14 protein-coding genes are annotated in these 17,079 nt (G+C 51.7%); 4 read left to right on the forward strand and 10 right to left on the reverse strand.

The window, feature by feature from the left end:
- The first annotated feature begins 283 nt into the window (after positions 1-283).
- Both kbl and HAV38_RS06870 read left to right on the forward strand, forming a co-directional pair.
- On the forward strand, positions 284-1,498 hold the full coding sequence (gene kbl, locus HAV38_RS06865; protein ID WP_168053790.1) for a glycine C-acetyltransferase: 1,215 nt from the start codon (positions 284-286) through the stop codon (positions 1,496-1,498).
- 5 nt (positions 1,499-1,503) lie between these two features.
- Positions 1,504-2,463: an NAD-dependent epimerase/dehydratase family protein gene (locus HAV38_RS06870; RefSeq protein WP_184013439.1), complete on the forward strand. Its 960-nt coding sequence runs from the start codon at positions 1,504-1,506 to the stop codon at positions 2,461-2,463.
- A 121-nt stretch (positions 2,464-2,584) separates the two neighbouring features.
- On the opposite strand, the gene HAV38_RS06875 is transcribed toward HAV38_RS06870, so the two are convergent.
- From HAV38_RS06875 to aptA, 8 genes are all read right to left on the reverse strand, one after another.
- The gene (locus HAV38_RS06875) at positions 2,585-4,078 is read right to left on the reverse strand and encodes a M81 family metallopeptidase (RefSeq protein ID WP_168053792.1); all 1,494 of its coding nucleotides are present in this window, start codon (positions 4,076-4,078) and stop codon (positions 2,585-2,587) included.
- 3 nt (positions 4,079-4,081) lie between these two features.
- Positions 4,082-5,377, reverse strand: a complete 1,296-nt coding sequence (locus tag HAV38_RS06880) for a Zn-dependent hydrolase (RefSeq protein ID WP_168053794.1) — start codon at positions 5,375-5,377, stop codon at positions 4,082-4,084.
- 106 nt (positions 5,378-5,483) lie between these two features.
- Positions 5,484-6,200: an ABC transporter ATP-binding protein gene (locus HAV38_RS06885; protein ID WP_168053796.1), complete on the reverse strand. Its 717-nt coding sequence runs from the start codon at positions 6,198-6,200 to the stop codon at positions 5,484-5,486.
- A complete protein-coding gene (locus HAV38_RS06890) occupies positions 6,197-6,964 on the reverse strand; it encodes an ABC transporter ATP-binding protein (protein WP_168053798.1) in 768 nt (255 codons plus the stop codon). Before HAV38_RS06890 ends, HAV38_RS06885 begins: the two co-directional genes overlap by 4 nt.
- Positions 6,961-7,992 carry a branched-chain amino acid ABC transporter permease gene (locus HAV38_RS06895; protein ID WP_168053800.1) on the reverse strand — a complete coding sequence of 344 codons (1,032 nt, stop codon included), beginning with the start codon at positions 7,990-7,992 and terminating at the stop codon, positions 6,961-6,963. The genes HAV38_RS06890 and HAV38_RS06895 overlap by 4 nt, the downstream gene beginning before the upstream one ends.
- 10 nt (positions 7,993-8,002) lie before the next feature.
- On the reverse strand, positions 8,003-8,863 hold the full coding sequence (locus HAV38_RS06900; RefSeq protein ID WP_168053802.1) for a branched-chain amino acid ABC transporter permease: 861 nt from the start codon (positions 8,861-8,863) through the stop codon (positions 8,003-8,005).
- A gap of 103 nt (positions 8,864-8,966) precedes the next feature.
- Positions 8,967-10,163 (reverse strand): ABC transporter substrate-binding protein, encoded by a 1,197-nt coding sequence (locus tag HAV38_RS06905; RefSeq protein ID WP_168054192.1) that lies wholly within the window; start codon positions 10,161-10,163, stop codon positions 8,967-8,969.
- Between the two features lie 779 nt (positions 10,164-10,942).
- The gene (aptA, locus tag HAV38_RS06910; protein WP_168053804.1) at positions 10,943-12,262 is read right to left on the reverse strand and encodes an omega-aminotransferase AptA; all 1,320 of its coding nucleotides are present in this window, start codon (positions 12,260-12,262) and stop codon (positions 10,943-10,945) included.
- A 170-nt stretch (positions 12,263-12,432) separates the two neighbouring features.
- Here aptA and HAV38_RS06915 point away from each other — a divergent pair, with 170 nt between their 5' ends.
- Positions 12,433-13,851, forward strand: a complete 1,419-nt coding sequence (locus HAV38_RS06915; RefSeq protein ID WP_168053806.1) for an aminotransferase-like domain-containing protein — start codon at positions 12,433-12,435, stop codon at positions 13,849-13,851.
- Positions 13,852-14,115: 264 nt separating this feature from the next.
- On the opposite strand, the gene HAV38_RS06920 is transcribed toward HAV38_RS06915, so the two are convergent.
- On the reverse strand, positions 14,116-15,099 hold the full coding sequence (locus HAV38_RS06920; RefSeq protein ID WP_168053808.1) for a Tim44 domain-containing protein: 984 nt from the start codon (positions 15,097-15,099) through the stop codon (positions 14,116-14,118).
- 420 nt (positions 15,100-15,519) lie between these two features.
- Positions 15,520-15,918 carry a hypothetical protein gene (locus tag HAV38_RS06925; RefSeq protein WP_168053810.1) on the reverse strand — a complete coding sequence of 133 codons (399 nt, stop codon included), beginning with the start codon at positions 15,916-15,918 and terminating at the stop codon, positions 15,520-15,522.
- Positions 15,919-16,343: 425 nt separating this feature from the next.
- On the opposite strand from HAV38_RS06925, the gene HAV38_RS06930 reads away from it, so the two are divergent.
- A complete protein-coding gene (locus tag HAV38_RS06930) occupies positions 16,344-17,060 on the forward strand; it encodes a response regulator (RefSeq protein ID WP_168053812.1) in 717 nt (238 codons plus the stop codon).
- Positions 17,061-17,079 lie beyond the last annotated feature (19 nt).

Below are 17,079 nucleotides of genomic sequence, written 5' to 3' on the forward strand. Positions count from 1 at the left end.
GGAATGCATTAAACCGTATTAAGTTGGATTAAAGTAGTCGTAGGTACCGACCAGGTCATGTTAAGGCGATATATATTCCCCCGTTAAATGATTTTCCAGGACAGTAACCGGCCTCAGAGGTTGCCGCCTATACATGAACGGCGATAGCCTATAGCGGCCACTTGGCAGCCCTGAATAAACCCGAGCATTCGTACCCGCACGTGCCCCGAGCCGCGGCTGCGCACAAAGCAAGCGCGCAAGTCTTAAGATACGTTGCGTGCATCGAAATTGATAAGGAGTTGTAATGACATTGCCATCCCCCAAAGCAAACTTTTACGCTGATTTAGACGCCAACCTGAACGGCCTTCGCACTCAGGGCCTATATAAGCAAGAACGCGTGATCAGTTCTCGACAAGGTGCAGAAGTGCTATGCGACGATGGCCGCACCCTTCTCAACCTCTGCGCGAATAATTATCTGGGCTTGTCCGGGGATGAAAAATTAGTCCAGGCATCCATTGATGCCACCCGGCAATATGGATACGGCCTATCTTCAGTGCGCTTTATTTGCGGCACGCAAACCGTTCACAAGCAACTGGAACAGGCGTTGTCGGCATTTCTCGGGATGGAAGACACGGTTCTGTACGCCGCAGCGTTTGATGCCAATGGCGGATTGTTTGAGCCGCTGTTTGATGAGCAAGACGCGATCATCTCCGACACGTTAAATCACGCATCCATCATTGACGGTATCCGTCTGTGTAAAGCCAACCGTTTCCGTTATGCGCACAACGACATGGGCGATCTGGAACTCCAGCTGCAGGCAGCAGCCGACAAGCGCCACAAAGTGATTGTGACGGATGGCGTATTTTCGATGGATGGCACGATTGCCCAACTCGACAAGATCTGCGATCTGGCGGACAAATACGGCGCATTGGTCATGATCGATGAATGCCATGCCTCCGGCTTCATGGGCCAGACCGGACGCGGTACCCACGAGCATCATCATGTCATGGGCCGCATCGACATCATCACGGGCACACTCGGCAAAGCACTTGGTGGCGCAATGGGCGGCTTCACCGCGGCACGACGCGAAGTGATTGAGACGTTGCGCCAGAAATCACGGCCCTATTTGTTTTCCAATACGTTGGCACCATCGATCGCCGGTGCATCGCTGTCGGTACTGAACATGCTCTTATCCTCCACCGAACTGCGTGATCGCTTGCACGCCAATACTGCGCATTTCCGCCACCACATCACGCAATTGGGATTCACTATCAAACCCGGTACGCATCCGATTGTGCCCGTGATGCTGTTCGATGCGCCGGTTGCACAGCAATTTGCGCAACGGCTATATGCGCTGGGCGTCCTGGTGACCGGCTTCTTCTATCCTGTCGTACCAATGGGACAAGCGCGCGTGCGCGTGCAACTGTCTGCGGCGCACACCACTGCGCAACTCGATCAGGCTTTGGCGGCTTTTGCGCAAGTCGGACGTGAGCTCGGCTTACTGAAAAATCAGGAATAGAAATAATGGAAAAGATTCTGGTCATCGGCGCTAACGGTCAAATCGGTAGCGAACTGGTGGACGCGCTGATCGTGCAACATGGCGCTGACAACGTCATAGCCGCCGATATCAGCCCGTCCAGTCTGTATGGCGCTCCGCGTTATGAGCGCGTGGACGTACTGGATAGCAACCGGCTTGCGGAAGTTGTCGCACGCCACGCAATCACGCAGGTCTATCAACTGGCAGCGATGTTGTCCGTGACTGGCGAACAGGCCCCGTTGAGGGCATGGACGTTGAATATAAACGGCTTGCTGAATATTTTGGAACTGGCGCGTGAACGTGGTCTGGCCGGGAAACCTTTGCGATTATTCTGGCCATCATCGGTCGCCGCATTTGGACCCCATACGCCAGCGATTGATACGCCCCAGTTGACGATTATGGATCCGACTACCATTTATGGAATCAGTAAACAGGCGGGTGAACGACTCTGCGAATATTATTTTACCAAGTATGGCATTGATGTCCGCAGCATTCGCTACCCTGGCGTCATCAGCTATAAATCGCCACCCGGCGGCGGCACCACCGACTATGCGATTGCGATTTTTCATGCAGCCAAACGAGGTGAAGTCTATACATGTTTTCTTGGCCCCGAAACGACGTTGCCGATGATCTATATGCCTGACGCTATACGCGCCACCATGGGTATTATGGCGGCTCCGGCAACGCAAATCCGCGTGCGCTCATCTTACAATGTCGCAGGAGTCAGCTTTAATCCGGCCCAGTTAGCCAGTCTCATCAAGGACGCGTTACCGGAATTTGAAGTGCGATATCACCCGGACGAGCGGCAGGAAATCGCCGATAGCTGGCCGCAGAGTCTTGACGATACGCAGGCCCAAACTGATTGGGGTTGGCATGCCGAGATCGGTATGGAAGCGTTAGTCGCAGACATGCTGGCAAATATCCCTGTCAGAAAGCTGGATGCTTGATGATCGGCGTAATCTCTCCAGCTGCGCATCCACGCCACACAGTTATACCGCACCCTCTATACAATTTGTCTGCGTACCGTATCGCAAAATATGCGGCATACTCAAGTTATACCTATAAGATTTACCAGGTAGTGTCGATATCCAGCGGATAAATTGGCCGACGTACATTTTTGATCGGAAACAAATCAAAATTGGAACTGGTCGGTCCGCCGGTATCGGAATCGCATTCTTCCAAACCTCTGCTGATAGGGCCGAATACCGGGCGGCAATACATGCGTGATTTCAACAGCAGGAAGGTTTTGGCAGTAGGATCAAGCCCCAGGCTGGTGAATACGCCCAGGTCGTACGGCTCCACCCGCTCTTCGGTAACCACGATTTGAGCGACGCCGATATCGAACAATACGCTTCTTCCCATCGCTATCGTCGACCCGGTATAGATCGGTCCGGTTACGTGAACCTGGCCGTCCGTAATCGCCAATACTTTACCAGTCAATGTGAGCGGTGTTTTGGTGATGCCTTGCTTGGTCAGCGCTACGTTATTACCGAGCGGCACGGTGACGATCGCACCGACTCCCGCCGCAATCAATTCGGCAACCGCTTGCGGATCGCTGATTGGTCCGACGCCGATATCCTCCAGACCTTCCGCGATGGCACCCTGCAACACATCCATGGTGTTACACGTGCCGCCGGACATGACGTTATCGCTGTGATCGAGCAACAGCACTGGACCAACACCAGGGCCTGCCGCCAGTCCTTTTGCGCGCGCGAGCGAAAGGCGCAATGGCTTGCTGTCGTAGACAAAGCCGTCGCGTTCCTTCCAGATTGAGCGTGCGATTTTTTCGGCCACCAGATCGGCGAGTACAGGATCGTTGTCTGCGACCACTACTACCGACATCCCGGCGTCCTTAAAATCGGATAAAGGAAAACCAGCAAAGATTGACACCGCTAACACCCCCGGTTCCGCTTCTGCCGCGATAGCGGCCTGCACTCCTCGTTGCATTGCGCTGGCGGACGTATTGCTGGTCAGCGAGGCGGATAGCAGCGGCAATTGACGCCAGCCGATTACGGGTCGGCTTTTTTGTCGCAGCAGATCGACTAGCAAGCGCCCCGCATGCTCGCCTGCCTCATACATATCGACGTGCGGATAGGTCTTGAAACTAACAATGATATCGGCATTATCGATGATCTTCTGCGTCACGTTACCGTGCAAATCGAGCGCGACACACAAAGGTGTATCCGGTGCGATGGCGCGTATTTTTTGTAATAGCGAGCCCTCCCCATCTTCCGCATTTTCGGCCACCATCGCGCCGTGCAAATCTAGCATAATGGCGTCGCAACCGGCCGCGATAGCCCGCAGAATGGCGTCATTCATGAGCGTATAAGCGTCGGCTGCGACCGCGGCACTGGGATTAGCCATGGCCGCGATCGGTGTAACGATCGTGGCACCGAGACCATCTGCGATATCCAGAAAGGCGCCCATCGCCGTACGCGCTCCTTTTTGATCCTGATAGGCTGCCTCATCCCATTGCGGTACAAATGCATCGAGCGGTGTGGCGATCGGCGAAAAAGTATTCGTCTCGTGATTCAGGCGTGCAATAACAATTTTTAATGGCATGGCTTATTCCTCAGATTTAATCACGCTTCGTAGATTATTTTTAGACGGGACCACTACCGCGCTGGCCAATATGGCATGCAGCAAGACGTTGGCACCAGCTTCCAGATGTTCCGGTTTGGCGTCTTCGATTTCGTTATGGCTGACGCCATCTTTGCACGGCACAAAAATCATGCCTGACGGAGCGACACGGGCCGTATAAATTGCATCATGCCCAGCGCCTGAGACCACGTCCATGGTCGCATAGCCCAGCATGCTGGCGGCATTGCGCACCTGGCCGACGCAGTCCGGATGGAAGTTGCAGGGCGGAAAATAGGAGACGCGTTCCAATGCTATTCCTAGTCCGCTCTGTGTGCGAATCTTATCGATGTAGGCATATAAGTCTGCGTTCATGCTATCCAGCGCTTCATCACTGACATTACGTAAATCGATCGAAAATTTCACCATCCCGGGAATCACGTTGCGACTATTCGGCATGACTTGCACCGCGCCGACCGTGCCGCGGCCATACGGGGCATAACGTAGCGCGATTGCCACCACCTCCTGCATAATGTAGGTCGAGACTTGCAACGCATCCTTGCGGATTGCCATCGGCGTCGGTCCCGCATGCGATTCAAAACCCGTCACCGTGCAATCGTACCAAGACAGGCCGAGTACTGCCGGCACCACGCCGATCACGGTATCGGCGTTCTCCAGCACTGGCCCCTGTTCAATATGCGCCTCGTAGTACGCGCCGATAGGATGGTCGCCACATAGTTGATCGCCGATATAACCGATCCGGGTCAATTCGTCCTTCACCGTTATTCCGCCAGTGTCGGCCGCGGCATAGGCATGCTCCAGCGTGAACGCACCGCAAAAGACGCCGGAGCCCATCATTACCGGCACAAAGCGTGACCCTTCTTCATTGGTCCAGACTGCCACCTCAATCGGTGCTTCGGTCTGAATATTGTAATGATTTAGCGTGCGGATAATTTCGATGCCCGCCAGCACGCCGTAATTGCCGTCAAATTTGCCGCCGGTCGGTTGCGTGTCTATATGCGAACCGGTGACAACCGGAGGCAGATCGTTGTTGCGTCCAGCACGGCGCATGAAGATATTACCGATCTGGTCGACCGTTACGCTCATACCTTCTGCGATTGCCCAGCCCGAGACCAGATCGCGGCCTTGTTTATCCAGGTCGGTAAGCGCCAGACGACAGACGCCGCCTTTTGGCGTCGCGCCGATCGCGCCCAGATCCATCAGCGAGCGCCACAAGCGGGTGCCGTCTATGCGTAAAGCATCAGTTGGTGAAATAGCCTTCATAGTCGAAATAACTCCGTAAATTATTGCACTGTCTAAAAAGCTCGGACTAGAAGCTTGGTCTGCAATTGTGCTGCGGTGAGTAATTGTGCTGCGGTACGTGCTGAATTTAAGCGACCAGATTCACGCCCAGATAGCGATCCTTCGCATTATCATCCGCCAGAAAATCGGCATTGCTAGCCGCATACACCACGCGACCTTGCTCAATAATGTAATGACGGTCTGCGAGCTGGGTGCACACTTCCAGATTCTGCTCAACCAGAATGATTGACATTCCGGTGGCTTTAATCAGCTTTAGTTGGGCAACGATTTCGTCAACAATGACGGGTGCCAATCCTTCGACCGGCTCATCGAGCATCATCACTTTAGGGTGCGTCATCAGCGCACGACCGATCGCCAACATCTGTTGCTCGCCGCCGGACAATTGGCCGCCGCCATTTTTGCGCCGTTCCTTCAGGCGCGGAAATATCCTGTAAATGTCCGCTAGTCCCCACGCAGATTCGCGCCGCGCCGCCATCGTCAGATTCTCTTCAACAGTCAATAATTTGAAGATACCGCGATTCTCTGGGACCAGACAAATACCACGCGAGGCGATTTTATAAGCAGGTAAACCGGCCACGTTATCACCCTGAAAAATAACCGTGCCTTGCTGTGGTCGGACCACGCCAACGATACTTTTAAGCGTGGTACTTTTACCGGCGCCGTTACGACCCAGCAGCGTTACTACCTCCCCGGCCGCAATGTTGATCGATAACCCTTGCAGGATATGGCTTTTGCCGTAAAAGCTGTGTATGTTCTCAACTTTTAGTATGAAGTCGGTGTTCATGCTCGCCCTCCGGTGATCATGCTGCCTAAATAAGCGCGGCGAACGCGTTCATCGTTGCGGATCTCATCCGGCTTGCCTTGCGCCAGAATCTGACCTTGCTGCATCACGGTTATTTGATCGGAGATATCCATCACGATATCCATATTGTGTTCAATCAACAGCACCGTATAGTTATCGCGCAAGCCGTGGATCAGGCGCTTCATTTCACCGATGTCGTCAATGCCCATGCCGGATGTTGGCTCGTCAAGAAAAATGACTTTGGGCTGCCCCGCCATCGCCATGCCAACCTCCAGACGACGTTGTTGCCCGTGTGATAATTCCGCTGATAAACGTTGCGCCACACCATGCAAATTTAATTTACCCAGCAGGTCATCGGCAATATCACAAGCCATCGTCAGCGACTCTACGCGCCTCCATGGATTAAAAGCCTGGGTCGGTCGCGTCCCTTGTGCGGCCAGTCGCAAATTCTCGCGTACGGTCAGATTCGGAAACAAACTAGTTACCTGAAACGAGCGCGCCAAGCCTTTACGCACGCGCTTAAAGCCCGGCAAGTGAGCGATTTCTTCGCCTTCGATGAGAATGCTGCCGGAAGTGATCGGCGTGGAACCGGTCAACGCATGAAACAACGTCGTCTTGCCAGCACCGTTCGGCCCGATGACCGAATGAACGGTACCCGGCAGGATATCCAACGTAATATTGTTGACGGCAGTAAAAGTGCCATAGCGCTTGGTGACATTTACCGCTTTCAGGATCGGGGCGGTCATGAATGGGTCTCCTTGGGCGTTTCTTTGCGTATTTCTTTAATATCGATGTGATGCGCGACGTCTAACTTGTTAGCGCGGCGGAATAATTTCACCCGCGTGATCAGCGACTGTGCAACGCCGTACAAGCCCTTATGCATGTAAAGACTGACAGCGATTAGCAGCAAGCCCAGCAACATCAGCCAGCGCGGCCAAAGACTCGACAACCAATTTCCAATCAGTACGTAAAATGCGGCACCCAATACCGATGCGTACAGACTACCGGTGCCGCCAATGACGGTCATGATTAAAATCGATTCGCTGGTGTGGTATTCAATATTGGAAAGCGGCGCAAGTCCGGTCATCATTGCATGCAGACCGCCCGCCAGTCCGGTCACGGCACCGGACAGCACAAACGCGGCCAATTTAAACAATGTGATGTTGTAGCCCACTGCCGCTGCGCGGGTTTCATTGTCGCTGATCGCCAGTAAAGTCCGCCCCAATACCGAATCGACGATGCGCTGTAACACCCAGAACATCAACACAAACACTACCGCTACGAAGCTGTAGTACTGCCAGGACGTGGTCGTCGGCAACAGGACTATGCCAAAGAGTGATAAATCAGGCCGCGGGATATTTAGCAAGCCATTGTCGCCACCGGTAACATCTTTTAAGGTGTACGCAAGAAAGTAAAACATCTGCGCAAAAGCCAGCGTCAACATGACAAAGTAAGTACCGCGCTGCCGGATCGAAAACCAGCCGACCACCAATGCCGCCAACCCACCGATCAGCATCGCGATCAGTAGTGAGGGCAATAAAGACACGTGGAGATGCAACAACGATAGTCCCGTGGCGTAGCTGCCAACACCAAGAAAAATACCCTGGCCGAATGACATCAGACCGGTGTAGCCTAACAAAAGATTACAGCCCAAAGCTGCCAGCGCAAAGATCAGTACTTCGGTCGCCAGCGTACCCGAACTCACCAGCAAGGGCAGGACTAATACAGTCGCAATAACCAGCAGCGTGAAGCGATAATGCAGAATAATTTTCATTGCGCGTTCCTCAGCTTGAGCGGCCAAACAGGCCGTTAGGTCGTAACAGCATGACTGCTGCCATGGCGACATAAATCATCAGATGTGCCCCTTCTGACCAGATTGTGCTCATTAAGCTTTGGACGATGCCGACCAGCAAACCACCGGCAAGGGCACCGAAAAAACTCCCCAATCCGCCGATCACCACGACGACAAACGCGATGCCTAATGCCTCGACGCCCATAAAAGGATCTACGCCGCGGATCGGTCCCGCCAGCGCGCCCGCCAGTCCCGCTGTTATCGCGCCTAAAGCAAAAACCAGGCTGAAAATGCGGTCAATATTAAGGCCAAGCAGCGACACCATTTCGGTCGACTCGCTACCTGCACGGACGATCGCGCCAAGCCGGGTGCCCTCAAGCACCCACCATAGCAACAGCGCCATCACTGCGGTCACCGCAATGACGAACAGACGGTATTTAGGGAAGATGAAACTGCCAAACATCACGACGCCTTGCAAAATATCGGGAGGTGAAATATTGGCACCTAACGGTCCCCAATAAGAGATCACCGCCTCTTGCAAAACCAACGCCAATCCTACCGTAAACAAGATATGAAAATGATGCGGCAAAGCATAGATATGGCGTAAAACGAATCTTTCTATTACCCACGCAAATACACCAACGATCACCGGCGCCACCAGCAACGACCACCAAAATCCCAGCCCCATTACGCCGAGCTGATAGCTAAAATAGGCGCCGATAAGATAAAACGCACCATGCGAAAAATTAACGAACCGCAATAGGCCGAACACGATGCTCAAGCCGACCGCGAGCAAAAAATACAGCATGCCGATACCGATACCGTTAGCGATTTGCAACAGATATATATTCATGACACCTCAAGACTTTATGAATTGACGCGATGCGGCGATGGCCCTTTTCATCGTCGCATCGCGCTTTAGTAGTCACCTGATACCTCAAAACCTAGCCCTGCTTTCAGGCTATTTTGCACATGGTTTTATCTAGCGGCAGAAACGATTTACCAAACGATACGATATCAGCGTAGTCGTTCTTGTTGCGCATTTTTGATTTCGATTTTCCTTTTAGCAGGTAATAATTTTTTATCACCTGATGGTCGCCCTTGCGGATTTCTTCGGTGCCGGTCAGCCCCTCGTATTTCACGCCTTCCATCGCAGCGATCACGGCTTTTGGATCGATACTGTTCGCCTTTACAATCGCATCCAATACGATTTTGGTGCAGATGTAAGAACCGGCAAGACTATAATTGGGGTCGATTTTTAGACTTGAATTGACAAAGCTGACGAACTCTTTATTGAAGGGAGAATCAATCGCGTGCCAATATTGCGCGCCAAAATAAACGTTGTCACAGATATCCGCGCCCAGTGCCTCAAATTGCTCCAGTCCCGAGGCCCAGGCCATCAATATCGTCATGTTATTTTTCATGCCGAAACTGACCGCTTGACGCAACGTATCGGATGCCTGCGATCCAAAATTTAGCAACAGCAAAACATCTGGTTTGGCAGCCATCGCATTAGTCAGGTAACCGCTGAACTCTTTCTCGGCGAGAGAGTGATAACTGTTGCCGACATGCTCGATGCCTTTTTCTTTGAAGACGTCTTTGGCCGCGCTAAGCAAGCCCTCGCCAAATACATATTGGGGCGTAATGGTATACCAGCGTTTTGCCTTAGGCAGTTTTTCGATCAGCGGCCGCACGGTCTGTGCGATCGCACCAAACGTCGGGACGGACCAGCGGAACGTTGCAGCGTTGCATTCGCTACCGGTGATCTCGTCAGCACCTGCTGTAGTAATAAAAACGCTTTTAGTTTTCTCAGCTTCCTTGCCCATTGCAAGGGATTCCGAAGATAAAATACCACCGGCAAAAAAGTGCGTTCCTTTTTCTACCGCTTCTTGCATTTTGCGCACAGCCGTGGCGGGCTTTCCCTCCGTATCTATCGTGGTATAGGTGAGATTTTTACCCAGCACTTTGCCATATTTTTGGAGCACCAGCTTCATACCAATATCAGCATATTTTCCGTTCGCGGCAAATGCGCCGGACATCGGAACCGGACAACCGAACTGGATCGCATCGGCTTGCGCAAACACATTCCCGAAAGCCAGAGTGCCAGGTGCAGCCAGGGCCGAAAGCTTAAGAAAATCACGGCGATTAACCATCATTAAATCTCCAAAAATGACCAACATTAAAAGTTACCTACCAAGCGAATTAAAGCAAAAACGTTACAGTCAACAACAGCAATTTCTGTGCCTGATAAAAAATATTTTGACACTGGATTTTTGAAATACCTACATGACAGATACACCGGCTAACCGGAGACAGATACGTGTCGCATTATTACCGCACGTTCTCATGCGGTGAGAAAAAGGGGATTTTTAAACTGCGCGCTAACAGATAGGTTGCATAAAATATGCTTCGGTGAGGACATATTTTCTTCCTGTACGAGGTCTCGATATCGTTATAATTTTTTATGATTTATTTCGGGGCTTTGCGATGAAAACCACCTTACGAAGTGTATAACGCGATTCGCATTTTTATGCGTCTTCAGTTTATTTATTTTTTATTTACACAAAATAAATAGTCCGCAAAAAGGTGCAAATTTTATGTTGTTCCGCACCATTCCAATACTTAAGCTCACCAATATAGTCACAAACTATTCTCATACATAAACTGTGCCCACATATAAAAAAAGATGACATGAACCTGGCGCATGTCATCTTAATTTTTAACGGAACTTCATCAGATCATTACCTGATCGTTTCATTTTTAAGAATGCGAACTCCGCACTCGCGCTAGCGGTGTCCATGGTGGAAATGCTGCGCTGTTAAAATCAAAAACGACAGGAAGAGTGGACATGTGATTCTGTTAAACAGTTCTGTTGGCGGGGTGTTTTCTGCGGAGCGTCGCAATTGGTGCGACCGGCTCCGGTTCCTGATGTTCAGTCGAGTGTTTGCAGAATGCCCGAAAGCTTTCCAATTAGCTCGTCGATATGTGATTTTTCAAATACCAAAGGCGGCGATAACGCGATAATGTCGCCAGTGGTACGAATCAGAATGCCATCATTAAATGCCTGCTTAAACGCATCGAATGCACGCGCACCAGGCTTACCCGCAATCGAAGCTAGCTCAATGCCTGCAATTAAACCGATGGTACGAATATCCACTACATGCGGTAATCCTTTGAGCGAATGCACCGCATCCTCCCAATAGCCGGCGATGCCTTTGGCATGTTCCAGAATGCCGTCATTCTCAAAAATATCTAACGATGCCAGACCGGCAGCGCAAGCCAGCGGATGGCCGGAATATGTGTAGCCATGGAATAGCTCAATCCCGGTTGGCCAATCCATGAACGCATCGTAAATATGCTGCTTAACAAACACAGCGCCCATCGGTACCACACCATTAGTCAGACCTTTCGCGGTAGTAACCATGTCCGGTTCGACGTCAAAATAGTCAAAAGCAAAAGGTGTCGTCAGGCGTCCAAAACCGGTAATCACTTCATCAAAAATTAACAGAATACCGTGTTTGGTACATAACTCCCGCAAGCGCTTAAGATAACCTTTTGGTGGCACTAAAATGCCAGTTGATCCCGCGACCGGCTCCACTATAACGGCGGCGATATTGGACGCGTCATGCAAAGCCACGATGCGCTCTAATTCATCAGCCAGGTGTCCGCCCCATTCCGGCTGGCCTTTGGTGTAGGCATTTTTTTCCAGGTTATGGGTGTGCGGCATATGGTCAACGCCGGTCAGCAGCGACCCAAAAGTTTTACGATTGCCGGAAATCCCCCCGACCGAAATACCGCCGAATCCGACGCCGTGGTAGCCGCGCTCACGACCGATCAATCGGGTCCGGGTGCCGTCGCCGCGCGCGCGATGGTAGGCCAGCGCCATTTTCAGCGCGGTATCGACCGATTCGGAGCCGGAATTGGTATAAAACACTTTACTGAAACGGTTATTAGTGTATTGCTTGAGACGCTCTGCCAGCTCAAAAGCCGCCGGATGGCCCATCTGAAATGTCGGTGCAAAATCCAGTTTGGCGACCATATCCTGCACCGCCTTAACGATTTTTGGCTGCGCGTGGCCGAGCGGGACGCACCACAAACCCGCCGTACCATCCAGAATCTGACGACCATTTACATCCTTGTAATAGACCCCAGACGCCGAGGCTAGCAGGCGCGGAGCCTCTTTAAAGTCCCGATTTGCAGTGAATGGCATCCAGAAAGCGGATAAATCAGCGGGGCTGGAGTTGGGGGTCATGGCGCGCACCTAAAGTAGATTGTTGATCATTTATTTCAATTGAATTTATTATTACGGGACAGCGTCAATATTGTTAGATACACTTTTGTTTTATATGAAAAACTGTATTGCTACGTTTAGACTTTCCCTACAGATATCTTTGTAATTATTATTTTATATTTGGAATCACCATGAAGCGCGCGCAGGCCAAACCTATTTTGTTATCGCTGGAACGGGCATCCGCTACCGGCCTTGTCGAGCAAATTGTGGCGGGTCTGGCGCATTTGATTGCGCAAGGTACATTACGCTCGGGCGAGCAATTACCGTCGGTACGCCGGTTTGGTACTGATCAAGGCGTCGGTACCTCGACTGTGGTAGAGGCTTACGAACGATTGGTGGCACGTGGCCTGGTGGCAGCGCGACGCGGTGCTGGCTTCTTTATCGCCTATCAATCTCCGCAATCTCCGCCGACACCGGTTTTTAATCCACCCGCTCCGGTCATCGATTCAGCCTGGTTACTTTCCGAGATGTTTGCTGACGAGCGCGTACCGATTAAAGCTGGCTGCGGCTGGCTCCCCGGTAAATGGCTGGATGATGACGGTTTGCATCAAGCCGAGCGGCGTATTATTCGGGCACCCGGCGCGCAACAGGTCGGTTACGGTCATCCGTACGGTTACGCGCCACTCCGACTGACAATCAGTCAATTTCTGGCGCAATGGTCACTTGAGGTACCGATCGATCAAATCCTGACGACGCATGGGGCCACGCAAGCGCTTGATCTGATTATCAGAACCATGGTCAAGCGCGGGGATACAGTGTTGATCGATGACCCTAGTTATTGCAATTTGATCGCGATGCTCAGATTGGCGGATGTCAACGTTATCGGCATTCCGCGCACACCCACTGGCATCGACACCAACGCGCTGGAAAATCTGGCTAGGCTACATAAACCGGTGCTGTACTTCACTACCAGTGTGCTGCACAATCCGACCGGAACTTCTTATACGCCAGCCTGCGCCATGCGGGTTTTACAGGCAGCGGAGCGCCACGGATTCTGGGTAGTTGAGGATGATATTTTTCGCGAACTCGGCCAGCCTAACGATCCGATGCTGGCGGCGTTGGACGGTTTGCAACGCGTCATCTACGTCGGTAGTTTTTCCAAAACGGTCGCGCCATCGCTCCGCCTAGGGTTTATCGCCTGCCAGCGTGAACTGGCGCGGCAACTGGTGCATACCAAAATGGTCCTGACACTTACCAATTCCGAAATTACAGAACGACTGGTACATAGTGCGCTCACCGAAGGTCATCATCGACGCCATGTTGAGAACTTGGCAGCGGCGTTGTTGCATGCACAGGCACGGGTTAATGCCCGACTGCTTGAGGCCGGACTGACACCGTTTGCGACCCCGCGTGGCGGCATGTTTTCCTGGGCAAAATTTGACCGCACTGAGTTATCGGCGCGGGATATCGCCGATCTTGCGCGGCGCGACGGTATCTGGCTGGCACCCGGAGATTTTTTTCACCTGACGCCACCGGATCAGCCATGGTTCCGCTTTAATGTAGCCTACTCGGATGTGCCGGAATTAGTCGCATTCTTTCGCGGGCTTTGAGTCTGGCTGACGCTAGATCCTCACTTTGGCTCCCTTCTGGAGCCTGCATTTGGCCGAAAATCGTGAGCATCAACGATTATATGAGCGCAGCGCCACGGACACGACGGCCATAGACCAGGATGAAAAAAAACGAAAACCATCTGCGGTCTCCCGCAGATGGTTTTTTTAACGCAGATATTACTGAAGGCCATCTAAAACCTGTTGACGACCTGCAACGGGCGGGCGTCATCAAATCATGGCCGCGCAGTCAGATCGTGAACAGGTTTAGGCAACTTGCTCAATACCTGCCAGGGTCCAACCGCCGTTGCCGTTAATAGGCTTGGTCAGATTCCAGATTTCATTGAAAGGTTCGGCTAGCTTGGTTGGATCTTCCTTGATCATCCCGGAGAACTTCACACCGGCCATATAATCCGTGCCCACAGTTTCCAGACCAAGGAATTCGGCCTCAATTGTGACTACATCGGTTTTATTAACGGACGTTCCTCGCTCCTGCAGTTGCATTTTCAATTCAGCAAACATTTCTGGTGTCGTGAAATCACGAATATCGTCGATATCTGCCTTATCCCAAGCGGCTTGCAAGCGGAGGAAATTGATTTTTGCATGACGGACAAAGCCTGCAATATCAAAATCAGCCGGCACTTCGATAGCATTATTGCCCGGCGCATCTGGTAGCTTAGCGCCACCGAACGCAATACCCGTTGTTGCGCCAGCGGCTGGAGCGCTATCAAATGACGAGCCACCAAATGCTGTCTTTTGCGAAGGCTCTACACGCGACGCGATTTCTGGCGTGAAATTAGCATTATGGACATTGTTTGACTGCTCTGCCCCAGAAAATGCTGGTTTCATACTATTGTTGCTGTCCATTTTTTTACGAAACATGCGGTAAATAAACATCCCGGCTATGCCCAGTAAAGCCACCATCAAAATAGTGCTGATCATGCTGGCCATTGCGCCACCCAAACCCATGCTAGACAACAACGCACCCAAACCCAAGCCTAACAACGCGCCACCCAACATGCCTTTCCAGGCACTGGACTTCGCCGCGCCACCTGCCGCCGCCGCTGCAGCGGCAGGTGGAGCAGCCTTGGCGGCGGCCTGATTTTGCGCCGGGGTGGCCTGCTGACGACTCATACTCTGCGATTTTTTACCGAACGAACCGCCCCCGCCCATACGTTTTGCTTCTACTGATGAAAGACCTGCTGATAGCGTCATCGCAACGACGATCAGCGCCACAAATAATTTTTTCATACTAACTCCTAAAATATTAATTGGTGTAATGTAAAGCGGTGAAATGCTATTTAACGGTGTAGTTAGGTAGCCTCTCGATTAATAAATTCATACCATTTGAATTGCCATACCGCCCTATACCACTCCTGCTTGCCGTCCCTGAAAGTATCCATACGCGCACTCGCAAATTTAGAAAAATCTTGCAAGATAGCCATCAATACCAACGCTGCATACGTTAATGACCTTATAGCCACTTTAAAGGCGTATAACTCGAAAGCACAATGACAACGCTAAATGCCGATTTTTCGAGACGCACAACCAGCTTAAATGCACAAAAAAAATTAAAACTGAAATAAATTTGGGGGTAACGCGCCGCCAAAAAGTCGCCGTGTAAGACGACTCAATGACAGGGGCGCAGCTAGCCAGAGCTGGCTAGTAAAGTCAGGCGCGAGGGGGTGGGGGAACTAGCGGTAAGTAAGGCGGTTCGCGCTTCTTATCGTCGCTATGCGCGAGGGCTAGGGACGACTGTTTAGGCGGAAAAGTAAAACCATGTGCTGGCACCGGTTCGTCGCTCAGATCGGCATGCAAGCTGGAATCCGCCGGATCGTCACCGAAGGCGCAACAATCATCAAATCCGCTTTGATCTGTGATCATATCGGCAATATCCGCAATATCAAATAAGTGTGCTTGTTGCGCGACTTGATGAGCGGATTCTAAGATCTGATGCGCCTGCGAAAATGCCACGTTATTTTGTGCCTGATGTGCAATCTTGATATGCGCGTCTATACCGCCTGCAAATACTTGCAAAGGCAATAAAAACGTCAAGAAGAGAATCAACATTCGGTACATGTAGCTATTCGGTAAGCGATCAATAAAAACACTAATAACAGATATCAATAACAAGTGTACGGATACCAACACGTGGATTATACCAAAAGTGGTGCTGAGCATCACGAATACGCCGCTTTTTCGGCGGTTTTACGCCGCGAAATCGGATGGGCCTGCAATAACGGCTTATGCGTCGTACGCTGTACGCCGTTATTCCATTAGCGAAAGTAACAAATCTCACGCTCAACAGGGCGCAACGCTTGCCGCTACCTCAGAAACGCCATAGACTACGGTCGAGACCAAAGTAACAAGTCAGAAAAAAAAGCCGACAAATGTCCACCCCTGAGTATGACCTCCAACATGGCCACTGAAGTGACTGTATGTAGACATATTCAGATCGATTCAGACCATAGAACGTCTTAAAGGCAACCTAAGCCATGCGCATTTTACTTGCTGAAGATGATAGTGTTTTAGCTGACGGATTAACCCGATCCTTGCGCCAGTCAGGTTATGCGACCGACTGCGTTTTAAACGGCGTAGAAGCGGATTCTGCATTATCGACGCAGGATTTCGATCTGTTGATTCTGGATTTGGGCCTGCCCAAAATGGCGGGCCTAGAGGTATTGCGTCGTTTGCGCGCGCGCAATTCAAGGTTGCCGGTCCTGATCCTGACCGCAGCCGACTCTATTGAACAGCGCGTCAAAGGGCTGGATTTAGGGGCCGATGATTATATGGCGAAACCATTTGCGCTGTCTGAGCTGGAGGCCCGCGTACGAGCACTGACGCGCCGGGGCGCGGGCGGCGGCCCGACCGTGATCAAACATGGCCCTTTATCCTACGATCAGGTCGGCCGCATCGCCTATATAAGCGACCAGATGCTGGACTTGTCAGCGCGCGAAATCGGTTTGCTGGAAGTATTGCTGCAGCGCACCGGACGGTTGGTTTCCAAAGAACAACTGGTTGATCATCTATGCGAATGGGGCGAAGAAGTCAGCAATAATGCGATTGAGGTGTACGTTCATCGATTACGCAAGAAAATCGAAATAGGCGGGGTACGAATTGCGACGGTGCGCGGACTTGGATATTGCCTCGAAAAAATTCCTGAGACGCCTCCGCCTCAACCTGCACCTGCGCCGACCTCTGGCGCTGTCTAGCTTCTTAATGCGATTCTCA

Source organism: Glaciimonas immobilis (assembly GCF_011947285.1).
Classification (GTDB): Bacteria; Pseudomonadota; Gammaproteobacteria; order Burkholderiales; family Burkholderiaceae_D; genus Glaciimonas; species Glaciimonas immobilis.

Coding starts and splice junctions, on each gene's coding strand:
- kbl (WP_168053790.1), top strand. CDS start 284: ATGACATTGCCATCCCCCAAAGCAAACTTTTACGCTGATTTAGACGCC.
- HAV38_RS06870 (WP_184013439.1), top strand. CDS start 1,504: ATGGAAAAGATTCTGGTCATCGGCGCTAACGGTCAAATCGGTAGCGAA.
- HAV38_RS06875 (WP_168053792.1), bottom strand. CDS start 4,078: ATGCCATTAAAAATTGTTATTGCACGCCTGAATCACGAGACGAATACT.
- HAV38_RS06880 (WP_168053794.1), bottom strand. CDS start 5,377: ATGAAGGCTATTTCACCAACTGATGCTTTACGCATAGACGGCACCCGC.
- HAV38_RS06885 (WP_168053796.1), bottom strand. CDS start 6,200: ATGAACACCGACTTCATACTAAAAGTTGAGAACATACACAGCTTTTAC.
- HAV38_RS06890 (WP_168053798.1), bottom strand. CDS start 6,964: ATGACCGCCCCGATCCTGAAAGCGGTAAATGTCACCAAGCGCTATGGC.
- HAV38_RS06895 (WP_168053800.1), bottom strand. CDS start 7,992: ATGAAAATTATTCTGCATTATCGCTTCACGCTGCTGGTTATTGCGACT.
- HAV38_RS06900 (WP_168053802.1), bottom strand. CDS start 8,863: ATGAATATATATCTGTTGCAAATCGCTAACGGTATCGGTATCGGCATG.
- HAV38_RS06905 (WP_168054192.1), bottom strand. CDS start 10,163: ATGGTTAATCGCCGTGATTTTCTTAAGCTTTCGGCCCTGGCTGCACCT.
- aptA (WP_168053804.1), bottom strand. CDS start 12,262: ATGACCCCCAACTCCAGCCCCGCTGATTTATCCGCTTTCTGGATGCCA.
- HAV38_RS06915 (WP_168053806.1), top strand. CDS start 12,433: ATGAAGCGCGCGCAGGCCAAACCTATTTTGTTATCGCTGGAACGGGCA.
- HAV38_RS06920 (WP_168053808.1), bottom strand. CDS start 15,099: ATGAAAAAATTATTTGTGGCGCTGATCGTCGTTGCGATGACGCTATCA.
- HAV38_RS06925 (WP_168053810.1), bottom strand. CDS start 15,918: ATGTTGATTCTCTTCTTGACGTTTTTATTGCCTTTGCAAGTATTTGCA.
- HAV38_RS06930 (WP_168053812.1), top strand. CDS start 16,344: ATGCGCATTTTACTTGCTGAAGATGATAGTGTTTTAGCTGACGGATTA.